Below are 14,257 nucleotides of genomic sequence, written 5' to 3' on the forward strand. Positions count from 1 at the left end.
GGAAGAAACTATTCAGATTCAGCTGTAACCTGCGGACGTTTATATCCCTTCAGGGCAATCAAAGCAGTAAACAGACCTAATAAAACGATTGCCCCGCCCACGTAGGCGTTCTTATCTACACCGGCCTGTTCAATGACGATGCTTCCAACAAAGGATCCGACTGCAATACCCAGATGCAAAGCAGAGTTATTTAGGCTGACCAGGATGCTCGAATTTTGTGGAGAGGTCTCAATCAAATAACTTTGAACCGGCGGAGAGACTGCCCAGCTGAGCATTCCCCAAAGAATAAGCACGACAAGGAATAATACCACATGGAACGATGAAGCAGGGATAATTAAAATTGTAGCTACAAATAAACCAATGGCAGCAAGAATGGTTCGTTTTGGCCCAAATAAATCAGATAATGTGCCGCCTGTACCGCCGCCGCTGACTGCAGAAATACCAAAAATCAGGTAAACGGCGCTTAGCCAGATGCCATCTAATTCCATAAAATCCTTTACAAATGGATTCAAGTAGCCGTATAAAGCGGTATGCCCAGCTAGCACAAAGAACGTAGTCAGCAGGATAAAAAGAACTTTCGGGTTCCGAATCATTTTCATCTGTGTTGTTATCGGCAAGGGCTTTTCCGAAGAAGGAACACGCTGCATAAACAAATAAACACATATAATAGAAGCAATCGTTAAGAGAGCAATAAGTACAAACGGCGCCCTCCAGCCAAATGATTCACCGAGTATTAAACCAAATGGAATTCCGAAAACCAGTGAGCCGCTCACGCCCATACTTACGGTGCCGATAGCACGTCCACGATAAGCAGGTTTAACAATTGAAGCTGCCATCATCGTACAAAGTACAATTAATAAGGAAGCACTTGCTGCGGAAATAATTCTGCTAATAAAAATCATCGTGTAGTTCAAACTAAAAACAGCTAGTATATTTCCCAGCAAAAAGATGAATAAAGAAATAATCGTCAGCTTTTTCCGTTCCACAGAAGCTGTTAAATAAAGTAAAATAGGAGAGGCAACAGCGAAAACAAGAGAAAAAATTGTAATCAATAATCCTGCTTTTCCCAAGGATACACCCAAGTCCGCTGCGACTAAATCGAGAATACCGCCAATAATTAATTCAACCATTCCAACAACGAATGAAATGGTCATTAACAAATAAACACCTTTATTCATAAAACAACACGCCTTATCTATAATTATCTTGTTATTCGTTATTTTTATCTAAACTAACGCTTTTAGCATCTATGCTTATCGCGGAGAAAAACAAAATTCCCACGGGCTGAAGTTTCGTTTTATAAAACACTATTTATCATCTTAGCCTAAAAGGAACAGATAGCACAAGAATTTTATGTGAAAATTAATGAGAATTCAACACTTTTAAAGGAAAAAAAGAAACTTGTTTGTTATACTGGTATTAACCGCATGAAATAAGGAGGAGTTTTGGGTGAGCAGCAAAGTAACATTAGAAAAAGATGCAATGAAGGTTTTAAAACAGACGAGCAGAACATTTTATATCCCCATTAAACTGTTGAACAAAACGTTACGAAAAACAGTTGGTTCAGCTTACCTCTGCATGCGCGCTGTGGATGAGATAGAAGATCACGAGGAAATGAATGCAGAAGTAAAGCAATACTTATTAATGGAGACAAGCCGTTTATTAAAGGAACCAGTGTTTCCTCGCGGAGCTTATGAGCAGTTAGTAGCTCCTTATGAAAAGGAACTTCCAGAGGTAACATTGCGCCTGCCGGACTGGATTGACTTTTGCCCTGATGATATCGAGCAAAAAGTAAAAGATTCGACCAGTGAAATGGCAGAAGGAATGGCGAAGTGGACAAGGAAAGAATGGAATGTACAGACGAAAGAAGATTTAGATGAGTATACATATTATGTGGCTGGCCTTGTCGGTGTAATGCTGTCTGATATATGGAATTGGTATGATGGAACCGAAACGGATCGTGACTTGGCTATTGGCTACGGTCGTGGATTACAGGCTGTAAATATATTACGGAATGTGGATGAAGATGCGGAAAGAGGAGTCGGATTCTTCCCGGATGACTGGTCCAAAAAAGAAATGTTTGCTTACGCTGAAGCAAATTTGCAAAAAGCAGATCAATATATGACGCAAATCTCTACGAAAAATATCCTGCTTTTCTGCCGTATTCCTCTGGCACTTGCGCATAAAACATTAAATGCACTAAAAAGCGGTAAAGAAAAAATGTCAAGAGATGAAGTGGAAGAAACCGTTGATAAAATTATTAATTCGTAGGGCTTGAAAAAATAAATAAAAAAATCTCAGAAGAAAATCTCGCTATATTCCGCGAGATTTTTTTATTTTGGGGGCTGAGAAGGGTTTAATAATGTTTAATAAGGGAAATACTTCTATATTCAAAGTAATTCGTTGAATAAGTCTTCGAATTGCGAGTTGTATTGTAAGAAGCAGGTAACTATAATAGAAAGATATGTGCAAACAAAACAAGTGAGAGGATGAAAGTCTGTCAAGCATTTAGATAAAAAATGCTTTCATCCAAAGGTCTATCAATAACATGGATATATTGTGATAGACGCTTACATAAAAACAGGAGGTAAAATGTGAAGTCAAGAAAAGGAAAAGGTTTAGATTGGCCAGTCTTTTATATCAGTGGAGGCTTTTTGGTTCTATTTATCGTTTTATCACTGATAAACAGTGATATGGTAGATAACGCAGTAAATATCTTATTTACTTATTCTGCTGATTGGTTTGGTGCTTATTGGCAAATACTCTTATTCCTTAATTTCGCCATCGGTTTAGGATTAGCCATATCAAAATATGGAAAAGTAAAATTGGGAAACCAGGATAAACCAAAGTATAGTTATTTTGGCTGGGTATGTATGATACTAGTTACATTATTGGCTAGTGGAGGAGTCTTCTGGGCTGCAGCAGAGCCAATGTATCATTATATGGAGACACCGCCTCTATTCGGCGGCGGAGAATTCAATTATATGGAAGGTGCATTTGCGCAAGCATTTATGCATTGGGGCTTTCTTGCATGGGCAATTCTTGGAACACTGGCAGTTGTTGTTATGATGTATGTCCATTATCAAAAAGGGTATCCTTTAAAACCGCGAGGACTGCTTTATCCTATTTTTGGAGATAAGATATTTGAAAAAAGTGCCATTGGAACATTGGCCGATGCCTTTTCTATTATTGCAACGGCGGCAGGAACATTGGGCCCGTTAGGATTTTTAGGCTTACAAATTTCTTACGGATTGAATCATTTGTTTAATGTACCGAACACATTGACAATCAGTATTATCGTAGTGATTGTTCTAGTTGCGGTAGCAGCGATTTCAGCTGCAACCGGAGTAGATAGAGGAATTTATCATTTAAGTAACTGGAATGTTCAATTTACTATTCTTCTTGGTATTATTGTTCTTATCATTGGACCTACCGCGTTTATTATTGATGGTTTTGTCGGCGGGACTGGTGTCCATGTTCAAAATATGTTTGAAATGATGTTTTACCGTGGAGACGGTGAATGGTTATCAGGATGGACGATTTTCTTCTGGGCTTGGTTTATCGGCTATGCACCAATGCTTATTGTCTTTATCAGCCGTATATCCAGAGGAAGGACGATTCGTGAGCTTGTCATTGCAGTGTCTGTGGTAGCACCACTTGTGACAAACTTCTGGTTTGCTATCGTTGGAGGAACAGGTATCTTCTTTGAAACACAGAATGAAGGATCTATTTCTACAGCATTAACAGATGGCGGAATGCCGGCAGCGGTTATGGCGATTACAGATCAATTGCCTTTTGGAACAGTTATGGGTGTAGCATTCTTGCTGGTATCGATTATCTTCGTTGCTACAACGGCAGATACTATGTCTTATACCGTTGCTGCAACGTTATCAGGGCATGATAATCCAACACGCTGGCTGCGCGTAGTCTGGGCTGTTCTTTTCGGAGCATTTACGACGGCTATTCTTTCCATTGGGGAAGACAGTATTACATCGATTCAAAACTCGATTGTTATATCTGCTGTGCCGGTATCGTTACTGATACTGCCGCCTCTTTGGAACGCGCCGAAAATTGCAAAGAAAATGGCGCTGGAGCAAGGGCTGATCTGGCAGCGTGAAATGCGTAAAAAAGAAGATAAAAAATATAAATAAAGAAATGAAAAAAATGGACAGCGAAGGCAATGCTCTTCTGCTGTCCATTTTTTTCATTATATACGGATGTTATCATCCTTACATACATTGGAAGGATTCAATGCTATTTAAGTCCATTCCAAAGTAAACCCAGCGGAACCCATTCCAGCGGAATCCGGCAATCGAGTTTCTTCCTAAGAATGTCGGGAAAGCCCAAAATCCTCTGCCGTGATTTGGCCAAATATAGGTGAAGCGGAACATGCAGTGTCTGATGCCTCCCGGGTCGACAGCGAATGTCTGCACCTGTTGTTTTTGCGGCACAAAATTAGGCGGCGGTCCCATCGGAGGCTGGCTATTCATCCCGCCCATTCCTGCTGGTGCAGGCTGCTGCCCTTGAGTTCCTTCATTTCCTCCGTTTTCAGGGAAATTTGGGAAGGATGGAGCTGGCGGCCAATTAGGAAAGGCCCCTCCATTCCCGCTTCCATTTCCATCGTTATTTGGAGGTTCAGGAAACATATCTATCATTTGTTCCATCATTCCCTCGGTGAAATTTATTCCATTCCCATTTCCATTTGGTCCACCAGGAAAAAAGCCGCCGATTCGCTCCGGTGATGAATGACGCCCCTGTTCATATGGAGGCACCATATGGTTAGCAGGGTGCTCCTGTTCATATGGAGACGCCATAGGATTAGCAGGATGCTGCTGTTCATAATGAGACGGCATAGGATTGGCAGGATGTTGCTGTTCATAATGAGACGGCATAGGATTGGCAGGATGCTGCTGTTCATAATGAGACGGCATAGGATTGGCAGGATGCTGCTGATCGTATTGAGGCGGCATAGAATTAGCAGAATACGGTTCTGTCTGATAGCCGCCCTGTCCGCCAGATTCTCCGTCCGGTCTGCCGGTAAAAGCTTCATTGGAGTAATCATGCTGTGGTGCCGGCTGAAAATAATTATTTAACATCTGTCCAGGCAGATTATTTTGTCTGTTTTCCTGCCCGTTTGGATGCTGTGGTTGAAAATGATTCATAATTTTCCTCCTCTATTAGGCTGATGTTCCCTAATAGCATATGAGGTATCTGCGCTATTTGCGCTTCATTATGGGCAGAATGGGCGCCATCACTAGATGGTGCAGATGGCAGAAGTTCGTTATAACTTATCTACAGCTTTCTTGATATGATCAGCTTCTGTAACAGCAGTAATAAAGGAAACACCGTCAGCACCTGCTTCTATGGCAGAATGGGCATTTTCTGTCTGAATGCCGCCGATTGCCACGATTGGTATATCTGGAAATTGAGCGCGGATGGTATGAATCCATTCTAATCCGACCGTTTGTTTTGAATCCTCTTTTGTAGACGTTGTAAAAATAGGGCCGACACCAATATAATCGACCAGCTCAAGCGGACTCCGATCCAGTTCCTCCTGTGTGGAGATGGATAAGCCAATAATTTTATCTGGAAACCTGGTGCGAACTTCTTTGACAGGCATATCATCCTGTCCGACATGTATCCCATCCACATCCAATTCATCCGCAAGCTCAATATCGTCATTAATAAAGAATGGAACATCATGTGCGCGGCAACGTTCTCTAAGCTCCCTGCCAAGCTGAAGCTTTTCCTCTCCGCTCAATGATCCAGTCCCTTTTTCACGAAATTGAAATGCGGTAATACCGGCAGCAAGCGCTTCTTCTAAAACAGCGTTAGGATCTCTATGACAGTTTTGACTTCCCATAATAAAATATTTTCTTAATAGCTCTCGATTAAAAATCATCTTCCAATCCTCCATTTAACTGCTTCGGTGTAAAAGATAAGGTATCAATAAAGCTTGGTAAAAAAGTTCCCGGGCCATGTACATGCGGCAGTTTTGCTGCATGTTCAGCCGCCAGTCCGTAAAAGCTTAGTGCGGAACTGAGCTGCTCTGAGACAGTGTAAGAAGTTGTCAGGCACGCGGCAGCAATAGACCCCAATAAACAGCCAGAGCCAGTAATATTGGAAAGAAGCGGATGTCCTGTTTGATTATAAATTAGTTTTTGATCTGCATAGATAACATCTGTTTTTCCGGTTATCACAATTGCAGTATCGTATTTCCTGCCAGCTTGTTCGGCAATTTCATCTACATTTCCTTCGCCGACAGAATCTACTCCGCGTGATTGGATGTTTGCATCGACCAAGGAAGCAATCTCACCTGCATTTCCTTTAATAACCGTCGGACGTACTTCTTGTAGAATCTTTTCGACCATATCTTTTCGAAAAGAAGTCGCAGCCACGCCAACGGGGTCCAGAACAACAGGAATTTCTTTTTCATTAGCGGCTTTGCCTGCTATAATCATTGCATCTGCTTCGCTTTCTAAGATAGTGCCGATGTTTAAGACAAGTGCATCGGAAACCTTTGCCATATCTGCAGCTTCCCTTATTTCCTTTGCCATGACAGGACTGCCGCCAAAAGCCAGCAGTCCATTTGCATTAAAGTTCATGACGACCTGGTTAGTTAAATGGTGAATAAGCGGTGTGTTATTTCTGGCTTGCTGAATAATATCAGGATTCATGCGTAACCTTCCTTTCTTTGATTTCCCGGATAGCCCAGTGATTTGTCGGGCCATTTCCTTTTCCAAGTTCAAAGGATTTCGAAATGGCAGCAGTAACAAATGCTTTTGCTTTTTTTACTGCTTCCGGAAGCGGATAGCCTCTCCCTAAATAAGCAGCAATCGCAGCAGCATAGGTGCAGCCTGTTCCATGCGTATTTTTGGTATCAATACGCTCTGCCGCATAGCTATGCATTTTTTTTCCATCATAAAGAAAATCAATTGCCTGTCCTTTTAAATGACCGCCTTTTATTAAGGCTGCATCTACATCGTATTCATGAACAAGGTATTCTGCTGCACCTTTCATATCTTCTTCCGTTGTAATAGATAGGCCAGTCAGGAATTCTGCCTCCGGAATATTCGGCGTTGCAACCGTTGTTAATGGAAGAAGGTATTGACGTAAAAAGCTTCGCCCCTCTTCATTGATCAATGAATCCCCGCTGGTAGCCACCATCACTGGGTCCATGACATAAGGTGCATCAACCTTCTCCAGTTTTTTTACGATTAATTCCATCATCTGCTTACTTGCAATCATTCCTGTTTTCACAGCATGGATGGGCATATCTTCTATCACTGCATCCAGCTGGTCCTCAATCATGGAGAGCGGCATATGCTCCACGGATCGGACTCCTGTCGTATTTTGGGCTACAACGGAAGTGATAACGGACATGCCATAGGTTTTTAACTCTTGAAACGTTTTTAAATCTGCTTGAATACCGGCACCACCGCTAGGGTCTGTACCGGCAATGGTTAATGCACAACGAACCTGACTCATAATAAAAATCCTCCTTGGATAGAATAATGTAAATTATTTTGTTAAAGAAAACTGCCGTGCCGGAAGACGACTGACTAACAGCCAGCCAATCAATGCACCAGAGACACTGCTTACAACAAATGGCGGAATAAAAGCAAATGCTCCCGCAGAGCTTCCCATAAGAAGATTGGCTATCGGAACTGCAAAGAAAGAGCCGATAATCCCGGTGCCAATAATTTCTCCAAGAGCTGCCATTGGATATTTTTGTGTTTTCTTATACAATACCCCAGCAACAAAAGCTCCAATCATTGCTCCAGGAAAAGCAACCAAGGTTCCTAGTCCTAAAAGGTTTCGGAGCAGGCTGATCATCAATGCGACAATGACTGCCGGACTCGGCCCGAGCATAATCCCGGCAATAACATTGATAGCGTGTTGAACAGGATAGGCTCTGGCAACTCCGGCAGGAAACCAGAGCAATTGTGATCCAATCGTTCCGATAGCAACAAGTACAGCCATCATTGTTAACAGGCGTGTGCGGTTTTTCAATCCCATCATCTCCTTCAAATTTAAGGGGAATGAAAAGGTAACTACTTTGTAAAAATAAAAAATCAGGCTTTATTGAGAAGCCTGATTTGGTATACTGAGAGTAATCATATGTTGATTGACTACTTCCCTACGCTGGTATTAGCCAGATCAGGTTTGTAAGAGTCGGAAAGTAAGCATGCTTCCCTCTCAGCCCGCGATGTTGGGCTCCCCTAGTAGTTGCTTTTCATTATTATCTTTGAATCTACTGTATCAAAGTTTCAACGGTTTGTCATGAAATAATCATTAGACTGCAAGCTCATATAAAGGATGTTATCAATAGAAAGAGGAATGAAACATGTTAAGAATAAATGGAATGGAATATCGTCAGGGAGACCAGACCTTATTTCCGAAAATAGATATAGAAGTAAAACCAGGAGAAATAAAGGCGATTCAATCCACTGTTAATATACGTGCGGTGTTGCTGCAGATGATTATTGGAAAAGAGAATGTGCGGAATGGATCGATTCAAATTCAGCACCAGACATTACAGGAGGATAGACAGAAATACGTTTCTTCTTTAGGGGTTTGCTGGTATGAAGAGGGCATTTATGAACGATTGAAGGTACAGGAATATTTGAAATTTATCGGCTCTTTATATCAAAGCAAGGCTTCTATAAAAGAAGTACTGTTGCAAATTCAACTGGAAGAAAAAGCAAGATTGAAAATGCATCAGCTCAACCGCTCTGAAAAGCGGCGTGTCCAGTTTGGCAGAATTTTAATGCAGGAAGCAGAGGTTGTGATTTTCGAAGAGCCTGAGGTCAATGTCGATTTAGAAACGAAACGGGTCCTCCATCAATTTGTCGAATTTCTGCAGAAACAGCACAAAGCGGTACTGATTTTAACAACAAGCACGGAGAGTGCTGTCACCATTGCGGATGCGGTCTACCGTTTAGATGAGCAAGGAATCCAGCAAATGGACGTGGAAACAGAGGAGAATGAACGTTTAACTTCCACTGAAACAGATGCAGCAGAAACAGTGGAAGAAGCGATTCAAGTAAAGCAAACTTTCCAGCTAAATAAAATCTCCGCAAAAGTAGAGGATAAAATTATTTTATTTGATCCGCAGGAGATTGATTATATCGAAAGTCAGGATGGACAATCCTATCTGTATACCCGAGGAGAGGGGTTCCCTACAGGTCTTACCTTAAAAGAATTGGAACAGCGGTTGTCTCATCAAGGATTCTTTCGCTGTCACCGCTCCTATATTGTGAATATTCAAAAAATAAGAGAAGTGATTACCTGGACAAGAAACAGCTACAGCTTATCTCTTGTAGATAAAAAAAGCTCTGAGGTTCCATTATCGAAATCAAAGTTGAACGAGCTGAAAGAATTATTAGGGGTAGAATAAGCATAATTCAATGTGATATATACTCCATTCATCGAAAATATACTGCACCATTGTTGAAAAGAAGCTATTCTGTAGTCACAGGCAACTTAACTGATACAGGAGGTTTCAGGGATGGAGAATATGATTGAAGTGATATCTTTAGAGAAGATTTTTGGTAAAAAGCAAGCATTAAACAATGTATCCTTTCAGGTGAAAAAAGGAGAGACATTTGGATTTTTAGGCCCGAGCGGTTCTGGGAAAACAACAACTATCAAAATCTTAACAGGGCAAATGAGACCGACAGCAGGGACAGCGAAGGTTTTTGGAGAACCTGTTTCTAAGTTAAATACACCGGAATATCGAAAACGCTTTGGAGTTGTGACGGATAATAGCGGTTTATATGCGCGGCTGACCATTTATGATAACTTAAAGCTGTATGCAGATTTATATGGTACGTCTTTACAACGAATCGATGAAGCGCTGGAAGCAGTTAATTTAGGTTCGGAGAAAAAAACACAGGTTGCTAAGCTGTCTAAAGGAATGACACAGCGCGTATTATTGGCAAGAACACTTTTGCATAAGCCTGAGTTATTATTTTTAGATGAGCCGACATCGGCATTAGACCCTGCGAACTCAAAACATATTCATAACGGTTTAAAAGAACTGAATCGACAGGGAACGACTATTTTTCTGACCACGCATGATATGGAGGAAGCAGATCATCTATGCAGCCAGGTAGCCTTTTTAAATAAAGGGGTTGTCCAGCTTTTAGATGAACCAAAACAGCTAAAAAAACAGTATCGGGAAGAGATTATTGGGATCGAACTGAAAGACGGACGAGAATTGGAGCTTCCACTCAAGCCATCAAGTGCTGAGGAAATTCAACAATATATTTCCCGGGAAATGGTGGAACGTATTTATACAAAGGAACCAACATTAGGAGATATCTTCGTTGAAGTAACTGGGAGGGAATTGGTATGACATTTTCTGTAAAACGATTTATGGCCATTTTTCAAAAGGATTTAAAAGATTTATATCGAAATATGTATGTTTCGTCCACTGCGCTGATGCCGCTTATCTTTGCCGTCATATATGGTCGAATGGATAATGTAACGATAGAGATGCATTTGTTTGTCATCAGCATGTCGCTTGCGTTAGTTGGTACTTTCCTGCAGTGTGCGATGATAGCAGAAGAAAAAGAGAAGAATACGTTGCGCGGCCTGATGCTTTCCCCAGCAACATTGACTGAAATTTTGTCAGGTAAAAGCACAGTAACGATTCTGATTACCGTGATTGTAACGGGGATCAGTATGTTTATCATGGATTTTTCTTTCACCGGCAGAATCGGTTTAATGGCTGGAATTGTTCTGTCCCTGATTTTCTTTATTGCTTTAGGTACCTGGATGGGCTTAATCACGAGAAGCGTGTTAGAAGCATCGGTATATATCCTGCCTGTAATGTTTATATTTGGGATGGGAAATATGTTTATTATGTTTGCGGAGCAATATGCTTTCTTGCAAATATTAGAATATACACCAGGGCTCCAGCTGCAGGAAATTGTAGAGTTGGAAGATGCAGGAGCTGGGTTTGGTGAATTATGGAAGCCCTTTGCCATTATTGGTGCATGGGCTATAGCGATGGTAGTGTTGGCTGCCGTTACATTTAAGAAGCGAATGATGGATTAACCGGGTTATGAAAGATGAAGTAAATATGTTTCAAATAATAAAGTCATTTGAAGAGCGAGAGGAGTTCTTCACTAATGGCTTTTTCTTTTTATGATTGGAAAATCCTCCAAACTCCCGGCCTTAAAGGAAGGTCGGGAGTTTGGAGGATTACCAGCTTCTTACTTATACAATTGCCCGAATAAAATCTTCATTCGCTTTTACTTCTACATCATCCGTTACAATAAGGTCTGTGAACTTATCTGTGTTCGTGACAATAACAGGGGTTGTTACATCAAATCCTGCTTCTTTGATTTTTTCAATATCAAAGCGGATTAGCGTGTCGCCTTGTTTCACAGTATCTCCTTGCTTCACCAGCGCTTCAAAGTGTTTTCCTTCTAGCTGTACCGTGTCTAAACCAACATGAATCAAAATCTCGGCCTGATGTTCCGATGTAATTCCAACAGCATGATGGGTTGGGAAAATAGCGGAAATCTCGCCATTCACTGGAGATATTACTTCGCCGACTGTCGGCTCAATTGCAGCTCCCTTGCCCATTGCTTCCGAAGAAAAGGCCGGATCGTTTACATCGCTTAAAGGTTTGACGATACCTGTTAATGGGCTTGCGATAGATTCTTGTTCGATTAATTGTTCTGTATTTTGTGTTGACTCTGTTTTTGCAGGTGTATCCTGCTCTTTTTCGTTGCCAGATGTTTTTTTATCTTTTACTTCAAACCCGAAAACTAATGTTAATACCAGTCCAATCGCAAATGCAATTAATGCTCCTACTAAGTACGCTCCAATAGGCGAAAATGCTGGTATCGATAAGAAACTAGGGAATGCAAATGCAACTGCTACAGATCCCAGCATGCCATTGATGGCACCGCCAATAATACCGCCAGCGAGTAAATAAATAATGGTTTTTCGATAGCGCAGAATGAGGCCGTAAAGGATTGGCTCTGTTACACCGCCGAGAGCGCCAGGAAGCATAGTTGAACCGGCAAGTCCTTTTAATGTTCTATCCTTGGCACGGATCAAAATTCCAAGAGCGATACCAATTTGTGCAAAAACCGCCGTTCCAAACATTGGTGTTAACGGATCTCCGCCAGTTGCCAGATTTTGAATGGAAATTGGCACAATCCCCCAGTGCAAGCCGAATAGCGTTAGGAAGGACCAAGCTCCACCTAAAACTGCCCCAGTTAATAATCCGCTTCGTTCAATAAGGAATTCGATACCTGCTGCAATACCGTCCCCTACATAAGTTCCAAATGGTCCGAAAATCAATACAGCTAGTGGAACAGCAATGGTTAATGACAGCATAGGAACTAAGAACATTTGTAAATCTTTATGAATAATCTTCCTTAGGCCTTTATCAAGTAAAGCATAAATTAAAATGGCAATAAAGATAGGAAATACCGTAGAAGAATAGTCTACTACAATGGCTGGTATTCCTAAAAAGGATGCATTACTGTCAATTAAACCAGTTAAATTAGGCTCTAATAATGCCGCCGCAATGGATGCGCCTACATAAGGGTTGGCGCCCAAACGCTTAGAGAGGGTAAAACCTATAAAAATAGGAAGAAAATAAAATATGGCATTTCCGGCAGCTGATAAAATCAAATAGGTGCTGCTTTCTTCACTGAGTGCCCCTGTCATCGTTAATACGATTAACAAAGCCTTCAACATACCTGCTCCGGCAAGCGCTCCTAATAAAGGAGAAAACGTTCCCGATATCACATCAAAAACCTGCGCTACCCAATTCGCTTTTTCGCCGTCATCATTACTATCATCCTGCTTATTATCAATATTTGTATTTTTGGCAACTTCTTTATACACCTCAGATACATGCGGGCCGATAACGACTTGGTATTGTCCGCCGCTCTGGACAACACTAAGTATTCCGTCCATTTCCTCAAGTACCTGTTTGTTTGCTTTCTTGTTATCTCTGAGTTGAAATCTTAATCGTGTGGCACAGTGGACGACATTTTTAATATTCTTATCGCCGCCAACGTTTTCCACGATGTCTTTTGCCAGTTTTTCGTAACTCATTTGTATTCCTCCTTGTATATTTTAGAATGTAACGTTCGATAAAAAGCTGCGTACATCTTATATAGTTTGGACGTCTTCTCCTGCTTCTATGTGAAAGGTAAGTTATATCCAATAAAAAAACCTGACAAAATAAAGTGCACGAATCGTGCTTTATCTTGTCAGGTTATGCCCTCTAAAGGTTACATTCCTTTAAATCATGTATGCGGTTTTAATTTTTATAACATTGATAATATATCAAAGGAGGGAGAAGAAGTCAACTGACTGAATCGGGAAATTATACAGGTATATTTAGGGCGCAGCAGTACGTTTTTGGGATTGTATATTTACAAGGGAGTAATTATTGTTAGAAATAAATAAAACAGATGTATAATTTAAAATAAAAGATACATTTTGTCTTCTCCACGCTTAGAAAGCCATCGAAGAAAATGTAAAAATAATAAAAGCAGGTGCTGTCATGAACATAGAAATGAGAAATGGAACGCTCGAGGATGTTGAAGGTATGATGCAAATAATTAACCGTGCCAGAAATAAACTGGCTGCATCTGGATCACCACAGTGGTCTGATGAAGATACGCCGAAAGAGGAAGACATAAGAAGGGAGGTAGAAAAAGGAAATAATTATCTATTTACGATAAATGAGCAGATTATCGGTACAGCAATCATAACGAATGAAGAAGAGCCGGCTTATTCCTCCATAAGATATGGGGATTGGGATACATCACAGGAGGATAACTATGCGACCATTCATAAATTCGCTATTAACCCTGACATTAACGGGAAGGGCTACGGAAAAATGTTTATGAAGCTGCTGCTGTTTATGTGTGAAGAAAAGGGTATCAAGGAAATCCGGATCGATACACATCCAAAAAATCGGGCAATGCAGCATGTTATTCTGTCTGCGGGGTTTAAGTTCAAGGGAATCATCCAGCTTCCTTTTGAGAATGGAGAGAGGTATGCGTACCAATTATTTTTAACGTGATATAAATCGATATTTTTATCGAGAAGAACCATCCGTAAAACTCTCCCTGAGTGAAGTTTCGTTTTATAGAAAACACATACCAAAGGAAGGATGGATAAGAAAATCTAAAAAGAGTTGAGCAGTCTAATACACAGTTGAAGGAATATCCTGAATTTGCTATATTTATTTTAATTGAGCAAAGAAGGGGAC

The 14,257-nt window shown here is 40.9% G+C and carries 13 protein-coding genes and 1 riboswitch; of the genes, 6 read left to right on the top strand and 7 right to left on the bottom strand.

Annotated features, from left to right (window positions below; genetic code table 11):
- Positions 1-8: 8 nt before the first annotated feature.
- Complete coding sequence (locus MKY65_RS04620) at positions 9-1,178, bottom strand: MFS transporter (RefSeq protein WP_339182764.1); 1,170 nt, start codon at positions 1,176-1,178, stop codon at positions 9-11.
- Positions 1,179-1,449: 271 nt separating this feature from the next.
- Between MKY65_RS04620 and MKY65_RS04625 the strand changes: the two genes are divergently transcribed.
- Positions 1,450-2,271, top strand: coding sequence for a phytoene/squalene synthase family protein (locus tag MKY65_RS04625; protein ID WP_339182765.1), 822 nt, complete (start codon positions 1,450-1,452; stop codon positions 2,269-2,271).
- A 323-nt stretch (positions 2,272-2,594) separates the two neighbouring features.
- Complete coding sequence (locus MKY65_RS04630; protein WP_339182766.1) at positions 2,595-4,151, top strand: BCCT family transporter; 1,557 nt, start codon at positions 2,595-2,597, stop codon at positions 4,149-4,151.
- 78 nt (positions 4,152-4,229) lie between these two features.
- Here the strand turns inward: MKY65_RS04630 and MKY65_RS04635 are convergent, their stop codons facing one another.
- The 5 genes from MKY65_RS04635 to thiW form a co-directional block, all read right to left on the bottom strand.
- Positions 4,230-5,162, bottom strand: a complete 933-nt coding sequence (locus tag MKY65_RS04635) for a hypothetical protein (protein ID WP_339182768.1) — start codon at positions 5,160-5,162, stop codon at positions 4,230-4,232.
- A gap of 119 nt (positions 5,163-5,281) precedes the next feature.
- On the bottom strand, positions 5,282-5,902 hold the full coding sequence (thiE, locus tag MKY65_RS04640) for a thiamine phosphate synthase (protein WP_339182770.1): 621 nt from the start codon (positions 5,900-5,902) through the stop codon (positions 5,282-5,284).
- Entirely contained in the window at positions 5,892-6,677 is a 786-nt protein-coding gene (gene thiM, locus MKY65_RS04645; protein ID WP_339182772.1) for a hydroxyethylthiazole kinase, read from the bottom strand. The genes thiE and thiM overlap by 11 nt, the downstream gene beginning before the upstream one ends.
- The gene (thiD, locus tag MKY65_RS04650; RefSeq protein WP_339182774.1) at positions 6,667-7,488 is read right to left on the bottom strand and encodes a bifunctional hydroxymethylpyrimidine kinase/phosphomethylpyrimidine kinase; all 822 of its coding nucleotides are present in this window, start codon (positions 7,486-7,488) and stop codon (positions 6,667-6,669) included. The genes thiM and thiD overlap by 11 nt, the downstream gene beginning before the upstream one ends.
- A gap of 33 nt (positions 7,489-7,521) precedes the next feature.
- Positions 7,522-7,986: an energy coupling factor transporter S component ThiW gene (gene thiW, locus MKY65_RS04655; RefSeq protein WP_339185123.1), complete on the bottom strand. Its 465-nt coding sequence runs from the start codon at positions 7,984-7,986 to the stop codon at positions 7,522-7,524.
- 134 nt (positions 7,987-8,120) lie between these two features.
- Positions 8,121-8,234, bottom strand: a riboswitch (TPP riboswitch).
- Between the two features lie 113 nt (positions 8,235-8,347).
- On the opposite strand from thiW, the gene MKY65_RS04660 reads away from it, so the two are divergent.
- The 3 genes from MKY65_RS04660 (at position 8,348) to MKY65_RS04670 (ending at position 11,064) form a co-directional block, all read left to right on the top strand.
- On the top strand, positions 8,348-9,400 hold the full coding sequence (locus MKY65_RS04660) for a LytTR family transcriptional regulator DNA-binding domain-containing protein (protein ID WP_339182776.1): 1,053 nt from the start codon (positions 8,348-8,350) through the stop codon (positions 9,398-9,400).
- Positions 9,401-9,511: 111 nt separating this feature from the next.
- Positions 9,512-10,360 (top strand): ABC transporter ATP-binding protein, encoded by an 849-nt coding sequence (locus tag MKY65_RS04665; RefSeq protein WP_339182778.1) that lies wholly within the window; start codon positions 9,512-9,514, stop codon positions 10,358-10,360.
- On the top strand, positions 10,357-11,064 hold the full coding sequence (locus tag MKY65_RS04670) for an ABC transporter permease (RefSeq protein WP_339182780.1): 708 nt from the start codon (positions 10,357-10,359) through the stop codon (positions 11,062-11,064). The genes MKY65_RS04665 and MKY65_RS04670 overlap by 4 nt, the downstream gene beginning before the upstream one ends.
- Before the next feature lie 162 nt (positions 11,065-11,226).
- Here the strand turns inward: MKY65_RS04670 and MKY65_RS04675 are convergent, their stop codons facing one another.
- A complete protein-coding gene (locus MKY65_RS04675) occupies positions 11,227-13,089 on the bottom strand; it encodes a beta-glucoside-specific PTS transporter subunit IIABC (protein ID WP_339182782.1) in 1,863 nt (620 codons plus the stop codon).
- A gap of 454 nt (positions 13,090-13,543) precedes the next feature.
- Here MKY65_RS04675 and MKY65_RS04680 point away from each other — a divergent pair, with 454 nt between their 5' ends.
- Positions 13,544-14,068 (top strand): GNAT family protein, encoded by a 525-nt coding sequence (locus MKY65_RS04680; RefSeq protein ID WP_339182783.1) that lies wholly within the window; start codon positions 13,544-13,546, stop codon positions 14,066-14,068.
- Positions 14,069-14,257: the final 189 nt, after the last annotated feature.

The sequence above is a fragment of the Oceanobacillus sp. FSL W7-1293 genome (assembly GCF_037969815.1).
GTDB classification, from domain to species: Bacteria; Bacillota; Bacilli; order Bacillales; family Amphibacillaceae; genus Oceanobacillus; species Oceanobacillus oncorhynchi.

Bases quoted from the DNA above. Each gene is read 5' to 3' on its own strand.
- MKY65_RS04620 (WP_339182764.1), bottom strand. From the start codon at position 1,178: ATGAATAAAGGTGTTTATTTGTTAATGACCATTTCATTCGTTGTTGGA.
- MKY65_RS04635 (WP_339182768.1), bottom strand. From the start codon at position 5,162: ATGAATCATTTTCAACCACAGCATCCAAACGGGCAGGAAAACAGACAA.
- thiE (WP_339182770.1), bottom strand. From the start codon at position 5,902: ATGATTTTTAATCGAGAGCTATTAAGAAAATATTTTATTATGGGAAGT.
- thiM (WP_339182772.1), bottom strand. From the start codon at position 6,677: ATGAATCCTGATATTATTCAGCAAGCCAGAAATAACACACCGCTTATT.
- thiD (WP_339182774.1), bottom strand. From the start codon at position 7,488: ATGAGTCAGGTTCGTTGTGCATTAACCATTGCCGGTACAGACCCTAGC.
- thiW (WP_339185123.1), bottom strand. From the start codon at position 7,986: ATGATGGCTGTACTTGTTGCTATCGGAACGATTGGATCACAATTGCTC.
- MKY65_RS04660 (WP_339182776.1), top strand. From the start codon at position 8,348: ATGTTAAGAATAAATGGAATGGAATATCGTCAGGGAGACCAGACCTTA.
- MKY65_RS04665 (WP_339182778.1), top strand. From the start codon at position 9,512: ATGGAGAATATGATTGAAGTGATATCTTTAGAGAAGATTTTTGGTAAA.
- MKY65_RS04670 (WP_339182780.1), top strand. From the start codon at position 10,357: ATGACATTTTCTGTAAAACGATTTATGGCCATTTTTCAAAAGGATTTA.
- MKY65_RS04675 (WP_339182782.1), bottom strand. From the start codon at position 13,089: ATGAGTTACGAAAAACTGGCAAAAGACATCGTGGAAAACGTTGGCGGC.
- MKY65_RS04680 (WP_339182783.1), top strand. From the start codon at position 13,544: ATGAACATAGAAATGAGAAATGGAACGCTCGAGGATGTTGAAGGTATG.